The organism is Pseudomonas sp. NFACC10-1, assembly GCF_900119195.1.
Taxonomy (GTDB): Bacteria; Pseudomonadota; Gammaproteobacteria; order Pseudomonadales; family Pseudomonadaceae; genus Aquipseudomonas; species Aquipseudomonas cerasi.
This window is the reverse complement of the sequence record NZ_FPJB01000003.1, coordinates 276,030-294,681: the sequence shown is the minus strand read 5'-3', so window position 1 is coordinate 294,681 and position 18,652 is coordinate 276,030. Positions and strand designations below refer to the sequence as shown.

16 protein-coding genes are annotated in these 18,652 nt (G+C 59.9%); 14 read left to right on the top strand and 2 right to left on the bottom strand.

Annotated elements, in window-relative coordinates:
• Positions 1-25 precede the first annotated feature (25 nt).
• From gap to BT119_RS09955, 11 genes are all read left to right on the top strand, one after another.
• Positions 26-1,027, top strand: coding sequence for a type I glyceraldehyde-3-phosphate dehydrogenase (gap, locus tag BT119_RS10005; protein ID WP_003433596.1), 1,002 nt, complete (start codon positions 26-28; stop codon positions 1,025-1,027).
• A 173-nt stretch (positions 1,028-1,200) separates the two neighbouring features.
• Positions 1,201-1,599: a YbaN family protein gene (locus BT119_RS10000; RefSeq protein WP_050557974.1), complete on the top strand. Its 399-nt coding sequence runs from the start codon at positions 1,201-1,203 to the stop codon at positions 1,597-1,599.
• Positions 1,600-1,697: 98 nt separating this feature from the next.
• Entirely contained in the window at positions 1,698-2,054 is a 357-nt protein-coding gene (locus BT119_RS09995) for a DUF5064 family protein (RefSeq protein WP_003433598.1), read from the top strand.
• Positions 2,055-2,243: 189 nt separating this feature from the next.
• The gene (locus tag BT119_RS09990; protein WP_003433599.1) at positions 2,244-3,752 is read left to right on the top strand and encodes a sigma-54-dependent transcriptional regulator; all 1,509 of its coding nucleotides are present in this window, start codon (positions 2,244-2,246) and stop codon (positions 3,750-3,752) included.
• A 170-nt stretch (positions 3,753-3,922) separates the two neighbouring features.
• Positions 3,923-5,653 carry a PAS domain-containing sensor histidine kinase gene (locus BT119_RS09985; RefSeq protein ID WP_003433600.1) on the top strand — a complete coding sequence of 577 codons (1,731 nt, stop codon included), beginning with the start codon at positions 3,923-3,925 and terminating at the stop codon, positions 5,651-5,653.
• Positions 5,638-6,027 (top strand): response regulator, encoded by a 390-nt coding sequence (locus BT119_RS09980; protein WP_003365327.1) that lies wholly within the window; start codon positions 5,638-5,640, stop codon positions 6,025-6,027. The genes BT119_RS09985 and BT119_RS09980 overlap by 16 nt, the downstream gene beginning before the upstream one ends.
• Positions 6,028-6,036: 9 nt before the next feature.
• On the top strand, positions 6,037-8,166 hold the full coding sequence (locus tag BT119_RS09975) for a putative bifunctional diguanylate cyclase/phosphodiesterase (protein WP_003433601.1): 2,130 nt from the start codon (positions 6,037-6,039) through the stop codon (positions 8,164-8,166).
• Between the two features lie 328 nt (positions 8,167-8,494).
• Positions 8,495-8,878, top strand: coding sequence for a glycine cleavage system protein GcvH (gene gcvH, locus BT119_RS09970; protein ID WP_003365331.1), 384 nt, complete (start codon positions 8,495-8,497; stop codon positions 8,876-8,878).
• 10 nt (positions 8,879-8,888) lie between these two features.
• Positions 8,889-11,753, top strand: a complete 2,865-nt coding sequence (gene gcvP, locus BT119_RS09965) for an aminomethyl-transferring glycine dehydrogenase (protein WP_072365564.1) — start codon at positions 8,889-8,891, stop codon at positions 11,751-11,753.
• Positions 11,754-11,833: 80 nt separating this feature from the next.
• A complete protein-coding gene (gene gcvT / locus BT119_RS09960) occupies positions 11,834-12,958 on the top strand; it encodes a glycine cleavage system aminomethyltransferase GcvT (RefSeq protein WP_003365335.1) in 1,125 nt (374 codons plus the stop codon).
• A gap of 411 nt (positions 12,959-13,369) precedes the next feature.
• Positions 13,370-13,582 (top strand): cold-shock protein, encoded by a 213-nt coding sequence (locus BT119_RS09955; protein ID WP_003365337.1) that lies wholly within the window; start codon positions 13,370-13,372, stop codon positions 13,580-13,582.
• A 141-nt stretch (positions 13,583-13,723) separates the two neighbouring features.
• On the opposite strand, the gene lptG is transcribed toward BT119_RS09955, so the two are convergent.
• The gene (lptG, locus tag BT119_RS09950; RefSeq protein ID WP_003433604.1) at positions 13,724-14,785 is read right to left on the bottom strand and encodes an LPS export ABC transporter permease LptG; all 1,062 of its coding nucleotides are present in this window, start codon (positions 14,783-14,785) and stop codon (positions 13,724-13,726) included.
• Entirely contained in the window at positions 14,772-15,899 is a 1,128-nt protein-coding gene (gene lptF, locus BT119_RS09945; protein WP_072365562.1) for an LPS export ABC transporter permease LptF, read from the bottom strand. Before lptF ends, lptG begins: the two co-directional genes overlap by 14 nt.
• Positions 15,900-16,218: 319 nt before the next feature.
• Here lptF and BT119_RS09940 point away from each other — a divergent pair, with 319 nt between their 5' ends.
• From BT119_RS09940 to BT119_RS09930, 3 genes are read left to right on the top strand one after another with little or no spacing between them, the layout of a single operon-like run.
• On the top strand, positions 16,219-17,709 hold the full coding sequence (locus BT119_RS09940) for a leucyl aminopeptidase (protein ID WP_003365340.1): 1,491 nt from the start codon (positions 16,219-16,221) through the stop codon (positions 17,707-17,709).
• A 57-nt stretch (positions 17,710-17,766) separates the two neighbouring features.
• On the top strand, positions 17,767-18,195 hold the full coding sequence (locus BT119_RS09935) for a DNA polymerase III subunit chi (protein ID WP_002552284.1): 429 nt from the start codon (positions 17,767-17,769) through the stop codon (positions 18,193-18,195).
• A 7-nt stretch (positions 18,196-18,202) separates the two neighbouring features.
• Complete coding sequence (locus BT119_RS09930; protein WP_072365560.1) at positions 18,203-18,637, top strand: DNA polymerase III subunit chi; 435 nt, start codon at positions 18,203-18,205, stop codon at positions 18,635-18,637.
• Positions 18,638-18,652: the final 15 nt, after the last annotated feature.

Sequence of the window (18,652 nt, the reverse complement as noted above, 5' to 3'; positions counted from 1 at the left end):
ACAACAAATTCAGAAGGACGGCTGTATGACTCTTCGTATTGCAATCAACGGTTTTGGCCGAATCGGCCGCAACGTCCTACGCGCACTGTATACCCAAGGCTACCGTCAGGACCTGCAGGTCGTCGCCATCAACGATCTTGGCGACAGCGAAATGAACGCACACCTGCTGCGCTTCGACACTGTACACGGCCCTTTCAGCGGCACGGTCGAGTGTGACAAGGACAGCCTGACCGTCAATGGTGACCGTATTTCGGTCAGTGCCATCCGCAATCCGGCCGAGCTGCCGTGGAAAGCGCAGGACATCGACGTGGTGTTCGAATGCACCGGTCTGTTCACCAGCCGCGACAAGGCTGCCGCGCACCTCACCGCCGGTGCACGCAAGGTGATTATCTCCGCGCCAGCCAGCGGTGCCGATGCCACCATCGTCTATGGGGTCAACCACGACACGCTGCGCCAGTCGCACCAGATCATCTCCAGCGCCTCGTGCACCACCAACTGCCTGGCCCCGGTCGCTCAAGTGCTGCATCGCGAGCTGGGTATCGAAAACGGCCTGATGACCACCATTCATGCCTACACCAACGACCAGAACCTGATCGATGTCTACCACACCGATCCGTACCGCGCCCGCTCGGCGACGCAGTCGATGATCCCGAGCAAGACCGGCGCTGCCGAAGCGGTGGGCCTGGTACTGCCGGAGCTGGCAGGCAAACTCACCGGCATGGCGGTACGCGTACCGGTCATCAACGTTTCGCTGGTCGACCTGACCGTGACCCTGAAGCGTGAAACCACGGTCGATGAAGTCAACGCGCTGCTGAAAGAAGCCAGTCAGCATTCCAAAGTGCTCGGTTACAACGCCCTGCCGCTGGTCTCCCACGACTTCAACCACAACCCGCTGTCGTCGATCTTCGATGCCAACCACACCAAGGTCAGCGGCAAGCTGCTCAAGGTACTGTCGTGGTACGACAACGAATGGGCGTTCTCCAATCGCATGCTCGACAACTGCCTGGCACTGCATAACGCGCAGTAACGGCGCAGCCGCGCTGAAGCATGTGCAGCGAGAGGTGTCCGGGTCATGGACGCTCGCGACCATGCTCAGCGCATGTCAGATCGATGCACTGCGGGTGGTGAAACTGTGCAGGCATGAAAAAGCGCCCGGTGCTGTTAAGCTGACCGGGCTCCCCGAACCTGCCTGTAGAGACCATGACGTACAAACCACCCGGCTCAAGACTTTCACGCCTTTTATACGGCATCCTCGCCTATACCGCGTTGGGCATAGGCATCGTTGCGATCTTCGTTCCCGGCCTGCCAACCACCGAGTTCATTCTGCTGGCCGCCTGGGCGGCAACACGCAGTTCGCCGCGGCTGAACGCCTGGCTGGAAAACCACCGCGTGTTCGGGCCGATACTGTACAACTGGCGTAATGGCCGACTGGTCGCGCGCAAGGCCAAGATCAGCGCCACCATCAGCATGCTCGTCTGTGCCGTGGTGATGCTGAGCCTGATCGGCCATGCCTGGTGGCTGTACCTGGCACTCTCGGGGATGGCGCTGGGCAATCTATGGATCTGGTCGAGGCCGGAACCGGACAAGATCGATCGTTAAGCGCAGGCATGAAGCGAGCGGTACTCTGCGCAAGGCTGAACCGTCCGCTCGCGAGGGGTGTCTGACTGAGCACACTCACCACTTGATGGAGTCACTTCATGTACGAGCCAGGCCATCTGCACCTCACCCACGTGGCGCTTCAACCGTCGGATATCAGCTATGACATCCACTTGCGCTACAACGTGGAGGAAGATCCCAAGCAAGGCACGTCCATGCACTTCACCATGCAGGGCGCAATCAACGGCAAGTCGTTCGAAGAGCAATTCCAGCTGCCCCGTGACCTCGCCTTCAACTTCGCCCACGACGCGAGTCGCATCGCAATAAGGCATGGCTTGCCCAACTCGGCCGCACTGCCCATCGCCCAGCACAAGGACTACGACCGAATGTTCGCGGACATTCGCGACAAACTCCACGCCAAGTCAGGTGACCCGGTGAAGCCGGAGCATCTGGAGTAAGCCAGCGCTGTCGAGGCCCGTAGAACGCCAGCGGGCAGTAGCGGGAGGAATCAGGCACGGAAAACACCATCGTGCCCACGCTGGAGCGTGAGCAGCGATAGGTGTGTGCAAGTCCACAAGCGGATTTCACCAAACCTGCCGCCACAAGGCATACTTGCCGCCCTCTCATTCGCGAACCGTCATCGCCCCATGCGCATCCATGTCAGCTTCATCGACCGCGTCGGTATCACCCAGGAAGTGCTGGCGATTCTGGGTGGACGCAATCTGAATCTGGACGCAGTGGAGATGGTGCCGCCCAATGTGTACATCGATGCGCCGACGCTCAGCCATCAGATGCTCGAAGAGCTCAAGGACGCGCTGTTTCGGGTCAGAGGTGTGGAAGCGATCACTGTGGTCGATATCCTTCCGGGGCAGCGTCGCCACCTGCAACTGGACGCGTTGCTCGCCGCCATGACTGACCCGGTGCTGGCTCTGGACAGCGCCGGGCACGTGCTGCTGGCCAACCCGGCACTCATCGCGCTGATTGGCCGGGAGCCCGCGGGTGAATCCATCGGTGAGCTGTTCAGCGACCCCAGTCTGCATGTCGCGTTGCTGGAAAACGGCTTTCGTCTGCCGCTGCGCGAGATCAACCTGAACGGTGAAGCCCTGCTGCTGGACGCCACGCCGATTACCGAAGCCGGCGCGCTGATTACCCTGTACCTGCCCAGCCGAATCGGCGAACGCCTGTCGGCCTTGCACCATGATCACGCCGAAGGTTTCGACGCCTTGCTTGGCGACTCAGCCGCCATTCGCACCCTCAAGGCACGGGCGCAACGGGTGGCGGCGCTGGATGCACCGCTGCTGATTCAGGGTGAAACCGGCACCGGCAAAGAGTTGGTTGCCCGCGCCTGTCACGCCAGCAGCGCCCGCCACGGCGAGCCGTTCCTGGCTCTGAACTGCGCAGCGCTGCCGGAAAACCTCGCTGAAAGCGAACTGTTCGGCTATGCCCCGGGGGCCTTTACCGGGGCCCAGCGTGGCGGTAAACCGGGGCTGATGGAACTGGCCAACCAAGGCACCGTATTCCTCGATGAAATCGGCGAAATGTCACCCTATCTGCAAGCCAAATTGCTGCGTTTTCTCAACGATGGCAGCTTCCGCCGCGTCGGTGGTGATCGGGAAGTAAGGGTCAATGTGCGCATTCTCAGCGCCACCCACCGCGATCTGGAAAAAATGGTCAGCGAAGGCTCCTTCCGTGAAGACCTGTTCTACCGCCTCAACGTCCTCAATCTGGAGGTTCCGCCGTTGCGCGAGCGCGGTCAGGACATTCTGTTACTGGCCCGATACTTCATGGAACAGGCGTGCGCACAGATTCAGCGTCCGGTCTGCAGGCTCGCACCCGGCACCTACCCTGCCCTGCTCGGCAACCGCTGGCCAGGCAACGTGCGGCAATTGCAAAACGTGATTTTTCGCGCGGCCGCCATCTGCGAACACACTCAAGTGGATATAGGCGACCTGGATATCGCTGGCACCGCCGTGGCGCGTCAGAACGACAGCTCGATCGACAGTCTCGAACATGCCGTCGAAACCTTTGAGCGGAATCTGCTGGAAAAGCTTTATGCGGACTACCCTTCCACCCGCCAACTGGCCAATCGCCTGCATACCTCGCACACCGCAATCGCTCATCGCCTGCGAAAATATGGAATTCCCGACAAGCGTTAGTCGATTAGCGTCATTTATCGAAAATATATTCCGAGAAGTTTCATTTAATAACTAATCTGCCGATAACGATCTGGTATTGTCCATGAACCTCTTATCATCCATTTGAATGGATGTCCGTAGTGTGATTACGGCCGTAATGGCATAAAGGTCAGGTAGTACCGGGAAGTCATATGCCAACCTCGCCAGTGGACCGCCCGCTCGTCGATGCTCAGTCTCGCGCTGAAAAAATCGTCGAATCCCGCCGCCAGAAAATCCTCCTCAAGACTGGTGCACTGCAGGATGCCATTTTCAACAGCGCCTATTTCTCCAGCATCGCAACAGACGAACACGGCGTTATCCAGATATTCAATGTCGGCGCCGAACGCATGCTCGGTTATCACTCCGAGGACGTTGTCGACAAAATCACACCTGCCGACATCTCCGACCCCGCCGAGCTCATCATCCGCGCAGCAGCCCTCAGCCATGAACTCAACACGCCCATCACACCGGGCTTCGAGGCTCTGGTGTTCAAGGCTTCGCGTGGCATCGAAGACATCTACGAACTCACCTACATCCGCAAGGATGGCAGCCGCCTGTCGGCCATGGTCTCGGTCACATCGCTGCGCGACAGCGCCGAAACCATCATCGGTTATCTGCTGATCGGCACCGACAACACTGCGCGCAAACAGGAAGAAGAAGCTCAGGCATTACTGGATCAGCGCTTGCGGGACCAACAGTTCTATACCCGCTCGCTGATCGAATCGAACATCGATGCGCTGATGATGACCGACCCGCAAGGCATCATTTCCGACGTCAACAAGCAGATGATGGCGCTGACCGGGCGCACCCGCGACGAATTGATCGGTGCGCCCTGCAAAAACTTCTTCACCGACCCGGCGAGTGCCGATGCCGCGATCAAGCGCGTGCTCAGCGAGCACAAGGTCAGTGACTACGAACTTACCGTGCGGGCCTATGACGGCACTGAAACCGTGGTGTCCTACAACGCTGCCACCTTTCACGACCGTGACCGCAAGCTCAAGGGTGTCTTCGCCGCAGCCCGCGACGTGACCGAGCGCAAGCGTTTCGAGCGAACACTGGAAGAAAAGAATATCGAGCTGGAACACGCCAGCCACATGAAGTCCGAGTTTCTTGCCACCATGTCGCACGAACTGCGCACGCCGCTGAACGCCGTGATCGGTTTTTCCGAGGCACTCAGGGACGGCATGGTCGGCGACATGACCGATGCCCAGCGACGCTACATAGGCGATATCTTCAATAGCGGCCAGCATCTGTTGTCACTGATCAATGACATTCTCGACCTGTCCAAGGTCGAGGCCGGCATGATGACGCTGGAGCTCGAATCGGTGGATCTGGACGAACTGCTCGGCAACAGCCTGCTGATCGTTCGCGAGCAAGCGGCACTGCAACATATCCAGCTGAAGCTGGAAACAGAGGCCGACTTCGGCGTGCTTGAGCTCGACCGGCGCAAGACCAAACAGATCGTCTACAACCTGCTGGCCAACGCCGTGAAATTCAGCGAGCCCGGTGGCTGGGTGACACTGGCGGTGCGTCTGGTGCCGCTTGCTCAGGCAGGCCTTATCGACGGTGACTGGCCGACATACGGATTTGCGCTTCCCTCCAGCGACTGTGAGCAGTTTCTGGAACTGAGTGTCAGCGACACCGGAATCGGCATCGCCCAAAGCGACATGAACACGCTGTTCAAGGCGTTCAGCCAGATCGACAGCGGCCTGGCACGCAAATTCGAAGGCACCGGACTGGGCCTGGCGATGGTCAAGCAGCTCGCCGAACTTCACGGCGGCTGCGTCGCAGTGGCCAGCGTGAAAGACCTCGGCGCACGCTTCGTTGTGTGGCTGCCCATCCGCTCACCTGAATCAGCGGAGGCACGATGGCCCAGATCCTGATCATTGAAGACAACGCGGCGAATATGCGTCTGGCAGAGCTGTTGCTGACCAGCGCCGGGCACGCTGTGCTGTCGGCCGTCGATGCCGAAAGCGGCCTGAAACTGGCTCGCGAGCGCCAGCCCGACCTGATCCTGATGGACATCCATCTGCCGGAAATGGACGGCCTGACCGCCACGTCGCTATTGAAGAAAGACGCCGGCACAGCCGCGATCCCGGTGATCGCACTGACCGCGATGGCCATGAAGGAAGACAAGGAGAAGATCCGCCTGGCGGGCTGCAACGCTTATGTTATCAAGCCGTTGCGCTACAAGGAGTTGTACCGGGTCATCGACACCCTGCTGGAAAAAAATCTGCCTCAACAGTCCATTACCTGAGCATTCGATATGACCCAGAGCGCCGCGACCATCCTGATTATCGATGACGACGTCCATGTCCGGGACCTGCTGGAGGTGCTCTTGCAGAACCAGGGTTATCGGACACTGACGGCGGAATCAGGCGAGCTGGCGCTGGCCATGGTCAAACAACAGGCACCCGACCTGATCCTGCTCGATATCATGATGCCGGGCATGGACGGCTATGAAGTCGCCACCCAGCTCAAGGCCGAAAAGGGCACCGCCAATATACCGATCATCATGCTCTCGGCTCTCGACGAGCAGAGTGCCCGCCTTTCGGGACTGGAGGCCGGGGCCGAGGAATACCTCAACAAGCCTGTGGACAGCGCCGAACTGTGGCTGCGTGTGCGTAATCTGCTGCGCCTCAAGTCCTTTGGCGACTACCTGAAAAGCCACAGCCTGATCCTCGAAGACCAATTGCAGCAGCGCACCATCGATCTCGAGCGCTTTCGCACGGTGATGGACGCTTCCGAAGACGCGATTTTCCTGATCAACCGCAACACCATGAGCCTGATCGAATTCAACCGCCGCGCCTGCCAGTTGCTCGGCTACACCGCTGAGGAACTGTCACACAAGACGCCTGCCGAACTGGGCGAAACGTCCATGGAGCAGCTTGAGGTCGTGTACGACCAGATCATTGCCGGCAAAGGCCCCAGCGAGCCACTGGAAACCCAGATTCGCGACAAAAGTGGCCGGGATGTCGAGGTCGAAATCCATCGCCAGGCGTACCGCACCGGCGAGGACTGGGTCATCGTCGGCATCGTGCGCGACATCACCCGGCGCAAGGAAAGCGACCAACGCCTGCTGACCATGGCCCACTACGACACGCTGACCGGCCTGCCCAACCGGGACCTGTTTTTTACCAGCCTGCAAATGGGCATGACCCAGGCGGCCATCAGTCGCTGGAAGCTGGCGGCCCTGACGGTCAATATCGACGGTTTCAAGAACATCAACGAAACCTGGGGGCATGTGCTGGGCGATGAGGTGCTGCTGGAAGTCAGCCGCCGACTGTCGAACTGCCTGAATGCCAGCGACACCCTTGGCCGCGTGGACGGCGATCAGTTCGCCCTGATTCTGATGCTTCGTCCCGGCCAGGCGGATACCCGGCAAACGCTCGAGCGCATCCGCAACGCATTGCGAGCGCCCTTCCACATAGAAGGCCAGAGCCTGGTCATGACCGCCAGCATCGGTATTGCGCTGTACCCGGAGGACGGCGAAGACTCACGCGAGCTGATCAGACACGCCTACACCGCCATGAACAGCGCCCGAAAAATCGGCCCGGACAACTACCGGTTCTATACGCCGCAGATGAACGCCGATGTTTCGGCACGCCTGGACCTTGAGGCTGCCCTGCGCGAAGCCGTGCGTAATCAGTCCTTCGAAATCGTCTACCAACCCAAGCTGGACCTCAACAACGACCGCATATGCGGGCTTGAGGCGCTGTTGCGCTGGCCACGCCCAGGCCACCCGGGCGTTTCGCCCGCTGTATTCGTTCCTGTACTGGAAAGCCTCGGCCTGATCGGTGAAGTCGGCAACTGGGTGGTCGACAGCGTCTGCGCGCAGATCGCGCGCTGGCAACGCTCCGGGCTGGGCTTGTTTCAGGTAGCGGTCAACATTTCGGGGCAACAGATTTCCAGCAGCAGCCTGGTTGCCGACATTCGTCAGGCCCTCGAAAAACACAATGTTGCGCCGCAGTGGCTTGAGGTCGAACTGACAGAAAGTTCGCTGATGGAAAATACCACGCACACCATCGCCACCCTGGGAGCGCTGCGGGCCAATCGCGTGAGTATTTCCATCGATGACTTCGGCACCGGCTATTCAAGCCTGGCGTACCTGCGCCGCTTTCCTATCGACAAGCTTAAAATCGACATCGCATTCATTCGTGAAGTGACCAGCAATCCACAGGACGCGGCCATTGCCAGAGCCATCATCGAGCTGGCTCACAGCCTCGACCTGCAGGTGATCGCCGAGGGTGTGGAAACCCCGGAACAACTGGCGTTCCTGAGGGAAAACCACTGCGATCAAATCCAGGGTTATCTGATCAGCAAGCCGCTGCCGCTTGAAGAGCTCGAAACATTTTTGTGCTCACCGGAAAAGAAAGCTGCGTCAGGTAAAGGGTGACGCGCGACGGATGCGTCCAGCCTGCTTGATAACGATGACCACTGCGGGATGGATGCACTCACTGCAACCCACTCGTAACGAAAACGCTCCACTGTAACGATTTCACTCCAAAACACCTCATTCCGTGCGTATCAAGGCCTTGATCAGTCAGGTATTTTCAAATACCTGACGACTGTAGCGTTTTCGCTACACCCAAGATCTAAAGGCTCAGTTAAAAAACATACAACCCTTTGATTTAATTAAAAAAACAAAACATGGCCGCTAAATTGCTAAGTCATAGCTCATATTGTTCGCGTGCTGCGCGAGCCCTGTTCTCCTAGGAGTTTGTATGAGCGATTTGCGATTCACCGTTGACCATGAATGGCTGCGTGCCGAAACCGACGGCAGCGTGACGGTCGGCATTACGCCCTATGCGCAGGAATCGCTGGGCGACGTAGTCTTCGTGCAGCTCCCGGAATTACAGGCCTACACTCAACACGCTGAAGTGTCAGTGGTGGAATCGGTGAAAGCGGCCAGCAGCATCAACATGCCGCTGGACGGTGAAGTCGTCGAGGTCAATTCCGCCCTCGACGCCACACCGGAGCTGGTCAATGAAGATGCCCTGGGTGCGGGCTGGTTCTTCCGCTTCGTTCCACAAGATGCCAACGCCATTAACGGCCTGTTGGATCAGGACGCCTACGACCGCCTGATCAAAGCCAACGCCGAAGCCTGAGGAGCACGCCATGACTGACCGTATTGAACTGAGCACTGCCAACGAATTCATCGCCCGTCACATTGGCCCCCGGGCGGCCGACGAGCAGGCCATGCTGCAAACACTGGGTTTCGATTCAATTGATGCGCTGAGCGAAAGCGTCATTCCGGAAAGCATCAAGGGCACCAGCGTTTTGAACCTGCCTGCCGGGCAGAGCGAAGCTGATGCGCTGGCCTCCATCAAGGCCATCGCCAGCAAGAATCAGCTGTTCAAGACCTACATCGGCCAGGGTTACTACAACACCCACACGCCAGCACCGATCCTGCGCAACCTGCTGGAAAACCCGGCCTGGTACACCGCCTACACGCCCTATCAGCCAGAAATTTCCCAAGGCCGCCTGGAGTCACTGCTCAATTTCCAGACACTGATCAGCGACCTCACCGGCCTGCCGATTGCCAACGCCTCTCTGCTCGACGAAGCCACCGCGGCCGCCGAGGCAATGACCTTTTGCAAACGCTTGAGCAAAAACAAGGCTAGCCAACAGTTTTTCGCGTCCAGCCACTGCCACCCGCAGACCCTCGACGTGCTGCGTACCCGCGCCGAGCCGCTGGGCATCACCGTGGTCGTAGCCGACGAGCACGAGCTGGGCGATGTCAGCGATTACTTCGGCGCGCTGCTGCAATACCCGGCCAGCAATGGTGACGTATTCGATTACCGAGAGCTGGTCGAGCGCTTCCACGCGGCCAATGCACTGGTCGCCGTGGCTGCCGACCTGCTGGCCCTCACCCTGCTGACCCCGCCAGGCGAATTCGGCGCTGACGTGGCAATCGGGAGCGCGCAACGCTTCGGCGTGCCGCTGGGCTTCGGCGGCCCGCATGCGGCCTACTTCTCGACCCGCGATGCCTTCAAACGTGACATGCCCGGCCGTCTGGTCGGCGTGTCGGTAGATCGTCACGGCAAGCAGGCCCTGCGTCTGGCCATGCAGACCCGCGAACAGCATATTCGTCGCGAGAAGGCCACCAGCAACATCTGCACCGCGCAGGTGCTGCTGGCCAACATCGCCAGCATGTACGCGGTCTATCATGGTCCGCGCGGCCTGACACAGATCGCCAATCGCGTTCACCACCTGACCGCAATTCTGGCTGAAGGCCTGAGCAGCCTGGGCCTGAAGGCCGAGCAGGCATTTTTCTTCGACAGCCTGACCCTGCACACCGGCGGCAGAACCGCTGCACTGCATGCCGCCGCACGCGCCAGGCACATCAACCTGCGCGAAATCGATGACCAGCGTCTGGGTCTGTCGCTGGACGAAACCACCTCGCAGTCGGCCGTCGAAACCCTGTGGGCAATCTTCGCCAGCGAAGGCCAGAGCTTGCCGGACTTCGCCGCATTGGCAGACAGCGTGCAATCGCGTCTGCCGGCCGGGCTGTTGCGTCAGTCAGCGATCCTCAGCCACCCGGTGTTCAACCGCTATCACTCGGAAACCGAGCTGATGCGCTACCTGCGCAAACTGGCCGACAAGGACCTGGCGCTGGATCGCACCATGATTCCGCTGGGCTCGTGCACCATGAAGCTCAACGCTGCCAGCGAAATGATCCCGGTGACCTGGGCCGAGTTCGGCAACCTGCACCCGTTTGCTCCGGCCGAGCAAAGCGCCGGTTACCAGCAACTGACCGACGAACTGGAGGCCATGCTCTGTGCGGCCACCGGTTATGACGCGATCTCGCTGCAGCCGAACGCCGGTTCACAGGGTGAATACGCCGGACTGCTGGCGATCCGCGCCTATCACCAGAGCCGTGGCGATGAACATCGCGACATCTGCCTGATCCCGTCCTCGGCGCACGGTACCAACCCGGCGACTGCCAACATGGCGGGTATGCGCGTCGTAGTGACTGCTTGTGATGCACGCGGCAACGTCGACATGGAAGACCTGCGCGCCAAGGCCATTCAGCATCGTGACCAGCTTGCGGCAATCATGATCACTTACCCGTCGACCCACGGCGTGTTCGAAGAAGGCATTCGCGAAATCTGTGGCATCGTTCATGACAACGGTGGCCAGGTCTACATCGATGGCGCAAACATGAACGCCATGGTTGGTCTCTGCGCTCCGGGCAAGTTCGGCGGCGACGTGTCGCACCTCAACCTGCACAAGACGTTCTGCATCCCCCACGGCGGTGGCGGCCCGGGCGTTGGCCCGATCGGCGTAAAATCCCATCTCGCGCCGTTCATGCCCGGCCATGCACGCATGGAGCGCAAGGAAGGCGCGGTCTGCGCAGCACCGTTCGGCAGCGCCAGCATTCTGCCCATTACCTGGATGTACATCCGCATGATGGGCGGTGACGGCCTCAAACGCGCTTCGCAACTGGCGATTCTCAACGCCAACTACATCTCGCGCCGCCTGGAGGAGCATTACCCTGTGCTCTACACCGGCAGCAATGGTCTGGTCGCCCACGAGTGCATCCTAGACCTGCGCCCGATCAAGGACAGCAGCGGCATCAGCGTCGACGACGTGGCCAAGCGCCTGATCGATTTCGGCTTCCATGCCCCGACCATGTCGTTCCCGGTCGCCGGGACGCTGATGATCGAGCCGACCGAGAGTGAATCCAGAGAAGAACTGGACCGCTTCTGCGATGCCATGATCAAGATCCGCGAAGAAATCCGCGCAGTTGAAAACGGCACCCTGGACAAGGATGACAACCCGCTGAAAAACGCGCCGCATACCGCTGCCGAAATCGTCGGCCAATGGAGCCATCCTTACAGCCGCGAACAGGCGGTGTACCCGGTCGATTCGTTGATCGAGAACAAGTACTGGCCTCCGGTCGGTCGTGTCGACAACGTCTTCGGCGACCGCAACCTGGTCTGCGCCTGCCCGTCCATCGAGAACTATCAGGAAGCGTGACAGCCCCGCCTGGCATTGCCTGATCGCGCTGCGCGCACAGGCAATGCCATTGGCACGGCCCGCTCAACAAGGAATCGAACATGTCCACAGAATCACTGCTGACCACTCCCCTGCACGCCCTGCACCGCGAACTCGGCGCGAAGATGGTGCCCTTCGCCGGTTACGACATGCCTGTTCAATACCCGGCTGGCGTAATGAAAGAGCACCTGCACACCCGCGCACAGGCCGGTCTGTTCGATGTCTCGCACATGGGCCAGATTCGCCTCACCGGTACGGACGCGGCCAAGGCACTCGAAGCCCTGGTGCCGGTGGACATCATTGACCTGCCGGTCGGCATGCAGCGTTACGCGATGTTCACCGACGAGAACGGCGGCATTCTCGATGACCTGATGGTGGCCAATCTCGGCAACGACCAGTTGATGCTGGTGGTCAACGCGGCCTGCAAGGATCAGGATCTGGCGCACCTGTGCAAGCACCTGGCCGGGCATTGCAAGATCGAACCACTGTTCGAAGAACGCGCCCTGCTTGCGCTGCAAGGGCCGGCCGCGGTGACCGTACTGGCACGCCTCGCCCCGGAAGTTGCCAAAATGACCTTCATGCAGTTCGCCAGCGTCACGCTGCTCGGCGTCAAATGCTATGTCAGTCGCTCGGGTTATACCGGTGAAGACGGCTATGAAATTTCAGTGCCTGCCGAACAGGCTGAAGCCCTGGCACGCCGCCTCTTGGATGAGCCGGAAGTGGCACCGATCGGTCTGGGCGCACGTGATTCGCTGCGACTGGAAGCCGGTCTGTGCCTGTACGGCCATGACATGGACACACATACCTCGCCGATCGAGGCCAGTCTGTTGTGGGCCATTTCCAAAGTGCGTCGCGCCGACGGTGCGCGTGCAGGCGGCTTTCCGGGCGCCGAGCGAATCTTTGCCCAGCAACAGAACGGCGTCAGCAAGAAGCGAGTCGGCCTGCTCCCCCAGGAGCGCACACCCGTGCGTGAAGGTACCGAGATCGTCGATGAACAGGGCGCTGTTATCGGCACCGTATGCAGCGGCGGTTTTGGACCGTCGCTGACCGGGCCGCTGGCCATGGGTTATCTGCATAACGATTACACGGCGCTGAATACATCTGTCTGGGCAATGGTGCGCGGCAAGAGAGTCCCCATGCTCGTCGCAAAAATGCCTTTTGTTGCGCAACGTTACTTCCGCGGTTAAATAGCGGCGTCAAAAAAACAGCAACACTTCGGTGTTGCTGAAGCGCTGTTCCCCAGCAGTGTTTCGTCAGTATTTCGAACACGTGAACAGCCTGTCATATATGCAAAAAATGCACCTATAAAGTGCAAAATGTTATGACGGATCAATCACCGTGCACGCGGCGCAAACACTGCACATACAAGGCCAAAGCCCCGGAAACGGGGTGCCAAGCAAGGGGGTTGTATTTGTAACGGGACTTGGCGTAGAGTTTCCGAACTGTGTTTGCATGGGTCGCCGAATCTGGACCTGGGCAGTAGCTCTAGGTTTGCTACAACCCGTTCTACGTTTCTTACTTCCTGCAACCAGCCCCAGTGCTCTTTCATACGAAAGAGGCTGTAACCAATTCAAGTCAAGCGTCAAGGAAATAAGAAAATGGCTGAACGTCAGAGCGGTACCGTCAAGTGGTTCAACGACGAAAAAGGTTTTGGTTTTATCACTCCTGAGAGCGGGCCGGATCTGTTCGTACACTTCCGCGCCATTCAGGGTAACGGCTTCAAGAGCCTGAAAGAAGGTCAGAAAGTTACCTTCGTTGCGGTGCAGGGCCAGAAAGGCATGCAGGCTGACGAAGTTCAAGCCGAAGGCTGATAACGACGCACCCACGCAGATACAAGAAGGCCTCTGGCAGCGATGCCAGGGGCTTTTTTGCATGCGGGATTTGCAGGGCTCCGCAAGCGCCCATGAAAAAAGCCGACCCAAGGGTCGGCTCTTTTCAATAAGGCGGATGCATTACCCGGCGCGGCGTAACAGAAGTACCCCGGCCAGCGCACAGGCGGCAGCAGGCAGCAGCACTGCCAGCAAAGGCGGGAAGCCGAACAGCAAGCTCGATGGACCGAGCAGGTCCTGAATGATGCGGAAGGTAAAGCCGACCACCACACCGGTGAACACGCGCTGCCCCAGCGTAACCGAACGCAGCGGGCCGAAGATGAACGAGATCGCCATCAGCACCAATGCGACGGTCACCGCCGGTTGCAGGACCTTGGTCCAGAATGCCAGCCAGTAGCGGCCATTGCTCAAGCCCTGATCAGCCAGGTAATGCGCGTAGCTCCAGAGGCCGCTGATGGACAGCGACTCGGGCGGCATGATCACCGTGCTCAGCAGTTGTGGGCTCAGCGCCACGTCCCAACGCTCGACCGGGGTGTTGATGACCTTGGTGCTGCCGTCATTGAAGTGCGTGGTGGTGACGTCCTTCAATTCCCAGTAATCGGTTTTGAAGTTGGCCTCTTTGGCAAAGCTGGAGGTCAGCATGTGGCGCTGATCGTCGAAACGATAACGTGTCACACCGAGCATCAGGCCATTGGGCTGTACCGTGTTGATGTGGATGAACTCATCGCCCTGGCGGTGCCACAGACCATGACGGGCGCTCTGCGCATCACCTGAGCCCTGCGCCAGCGAGCGCGCGGCCTGGGCCTGGTTCTCGGCGTAGGGAGCGACGTATTCGCCGACCAGCACGCCCGCGATCATCAGCAGCAGCATAGGCTTCATGACCGCCCAGACGATGCGCCCGATGGACACACCCGCCGCACGCATGATGGTCAGCTCGCTGCTGCTGGCCAGCGTACCCAGACCGATCAGGCAACCGATCAGGGCGGCCATCGGCAAGGTGTCGTAGACACGACGTGGCGCCGTCAGCATGACGTAGCTGAGGGCATCCGCCAGTGTGTAGGTGTCGCTGATATCGCCCATCTCGTCGATGAACGCGAACAGCGAGACCAGACCCAGAATGATGCCCAGAACCGCGAGAATCGCCAGCAGGACGCTTTTGCCAATGTATCGATCAAGCTTGACCACGAGTCACCTCCGTGACGCTGCGACGACTCGCCATCTTCAGACGCAGAGGCTCCCAATAGAACAGCAACAGGCCGATGGACAGGTAGATGGCATGCACCCACCACATCCCCAGACTAAGTGGCAGCTTGCCTTTCTCCAGCGAACTGCGCACCGAAATCAGAATGGCCAGGTACGACATATACAGCAGGATCGCCGGCAGCAGTTTCAGGTAACGGCCCTGACGCGGATTGACCCGTGACAGCGGAATGGCCATCAGTGTCACGATGAACACCGACAGCGGCAGCGAAATACGCCACTGCAACTCGGCCACGGAACGCGGTGCCGGGTTGCCGATCAGCTCGCTGGTCGGAATGGCTTCACGGTCGGTGATTTCTTCACTGATTTCCGGCTTGGGCAGCATCGCCCCGTAGGTGTCGTACTTGATCACGCGATAGTCGGCCGCCCCGGGATTGCCGTCATAGCGATAGCCGTTCTCGAGGATCAGGAAGCGACTGCCGTTGGGCCGTACCTCCTGGTGGCCCTTCTCCGCGACCAGCACGGTGATGCCGTTGTCCTTGCTCTTGTCGCTGGACATGCGCTTTTCAGAGATGAACACACCGGCCAGTTGCGAGCGGTCCTCCGACAGTTCCTTGGTGTAGGTGATACGCGTACCGTCGCGCAGCGCCTGAAAACGGCCCGGCACCAGCGTGTCGAACTCGGTCATGGCGTCCTGCTGATTGATCAGCAGCGAAAACTGCGTAGCGCCCTGCGGAGCCAGGCTGAAGCTCAGCCAGGCAACCAGCAGACCGACCAGCGTGGCCGGCCCCATGGTGAAGGCCAGCAGACGCTGCTGACTCATGCCGGTGGCGGCCAGCACGGTCATCTCGCTTTCCAGGTACAGGCGTCCGTACGCCATGAGGATGCCGAGGAACAGGCCAAGGGGCAGAATGACCTGCAGAAAGCCCGGCAGGCGGAAGCCCATGATCAGGAACAGTACGCCCGGATCGAGTGCACCGGATGCGGCCTGCGCCAGGTACTTGATGAAGCGTCCGCTCATGATGAAGACCAGCAGTACGGCGCTGACCGCACTCAAGGTAAGCAGCACTTCTCGGGACAGATAACGGAAGACAATCAAACCAGACACTCCAGAGTTGTCAGGCTCAGGCAGCCAAACAGGGAAAATTTGTGAGCCACGGCAACCAGAGCTTCACGCCGAAAAAAGGCGTGGGCCTCAAAAAATATGCGGCATTATCCTGTGATTGTGTGTTTCTGTCACTGCGCACCGGGGATAGTTCGCACATAGACGCCAGACAGGCAGCTCTGCGGGGTTGTCAGCAGTCGTGCAGCGGGGTCAAACTGCAAGGCTTAGCGCAGGCATCACCCCTGAAAACACTCAGGCCATGCCGCGTACGACATTTATATTGCGACTCTCATCGTCTATTCGGGGACCCCACATGGAATTGGTTGTTAAAAGCGTAAGCCCAGAAACCTTGAAAACCGCAACGCTGGTGGTCACCGTCGGTGAAAGCCGTGTACTGGCCGGTGCGGCCAGGACGGTGGATATCCTCAGCGGCGGAGCCATTTCGCTGATCCTCAAGCGCGGCGATCTGGCCGGCAAGGTCGGCCAGAGCCTGCTGTTGCACAATCTGCCCAACATCAAGGCCGAACGCGTGCTGCTGGTGGGTACGGGCAAGGAAGACGAGCTGTCGGACCGTCAGTTGAAAAAACTCGTCGGCGCAGCGCTCACCTGCCTCAAGGGCCTGGGCGGTACCGATGCAGCGATCGCGCTCGATGACCTGGCGGTGAAAAACCGCGACACCTATGGCATGGCTCGTCTGCTGGTCGAAGCCCTGGCCGACGGTGAATACGTCTTCGACCGCTTCAAGAGCCAGAAAGCCGAAGTTCGCGCCCTGAAGAAAATCACCCTGCTGACCGACAAGGTCAAGGCGGCCGATGTCGAGCGCGCGTCGACTCACGCTCAGGCAATCGCCACCGGCATGGCACTGACCCGCGACCTCGGCAATCTGCCGCCGAACATCTGCCACCCGACCTACCTGGGCGAAGAAGCCAAGGCGCTGGGCAAGGCACACAAGAACCTGAAAGTGGAAGTCCACGACGAGAAGAAACTGGCCGACCTGGGCATGGGTTCTTTCCTCGCGGTAGCACAGGGCAGCGCCCAGCCGCCGCGCCTCATCGTCATGAACTACCAGGGTGCCAAAAAAGGCGACCAGCCGTTCGTGCTGGTCGGTAAAGGCATCACCTTCGATACCGGCGGCATCAGCATCAAGCCTGCCTCGGGCATGGACGAGATGAAGTTCGACATGTGCGGCGCTGCCAGCGTGTTCGGCACCCTGCGTGCGGTGCTCGAATTGAAGCTGCCGATCAATCTGGTGTGCATTCTGGCCTGTGCCGAAAACATGCCGAGCGGCACCGCGACACGTCCGGGCGACATCGTCACGACCATGAGCGGCCAGACCGTCGAAATCCTCAACACCGACGCCGAAGGCCGTCTGGTGCTGTGCGATGCACTGACCTACGCCGAGCGTTTCAAGCCGCAGGCGGTCATCGATATCGCAACCCTGACCGGCGCCTGCGTCGTTGCACTGGGCGGCCACACCTCCGGCCTGCTGGGCAATAACGACGCGCTGATCAATCAGTTGCTCGACGCGGGCAAACAGGCCGATGACCGTGCCTGGCAGTTGCCGTTGTTCGATGAGTACCAAGAGCAACTCGACAGCCCGTTCGCCGACATCGCCAACATCGGCGGCCCGAAAGGCGGCACCATCACCGCGGCCTGCTTCCTGTCGCGCTTCACCAAGGCCTACCACTGGGCTCACCTGGACATCGCCGGCACGGCATGGCTGAGCGGCGGCAAGGAAAAAGGCGCCACCGGGCGTCCGGTTCCGCTGCTGACCCAATACCTGCTCGACCGCGCCGGCGTATAAAAAGAGACCCTGGCGTATCGACTGCACAGTCGATACGCCTCCGGTTCTGGAACCCACATGACTCAAGTCGACTTCTACATCCTGCCCAGCGCCGATCCTGCGGCCCGCCTGGACTTTGCCTGCAAGCTGACGGAAAAGGCCTGGCGTCTGGGTCACAAGGTCTATCTGCATTGCAGCGATGCTGCGCAGCGTGAGGACCTCGATGCCCGGCTCTGGCGTTTCAGAGGTGAAGTGTTTCTACCCCATGGCGACGCCGAGAGCGATCACGATGCTGCCGTGGTACTGGGCCTGGGCGACGACTCGGGCGAACACAGTGACCTGCTGGTCAACCTCGACCTGAGCATTCCGGCCTTCTTCAAACGTTTCGCCCGCGTGGCCGAAGTCGTTGTCGAAGACCCCGCCATACGTCTTGCCGCACGCGAGAGTTTCCGTTCCTATCGAGAACAGGGCTATCCTCCGCAAGATCACCGACTGCAGCGCCTTTGAGGACACGATGGATACTTCAAAAAAAGCTGAATCCGCGCACTTGCTGAACGACCTCGAGTCGATCCGCCAACTGCTCGGCGATGACCCCGCTCACTCCCCCGTGTCGAACGACACGGCTCGTCCCGAAGGCCAGATTCCCCTGTTGTTCGATGTCGTCGGCGCTCGCCCCGACGCGGCGTATCAACAGGACTTCGACGAAGACGACATCCCGACGCTGACACCTGATACCCATACAGCGCCCGCCCCGCAGGTGCAGCAGACAGCCCAGCCGCAAGCCCAGCCCAACCCTGATGCACTGTTACATCTGGACAGCGAGTTGCGCGCAGCCGCGCAATTGATCATGCAGGACGTGATCGACGACTTCGCCCCACATATCGAAAACGAGATCAAGCGCCGGCTGGAGGCAAGGCTGGAGCGGTTATTGGCGCAGCAGCGGAAGTGAAGCCTGGAACCTGGC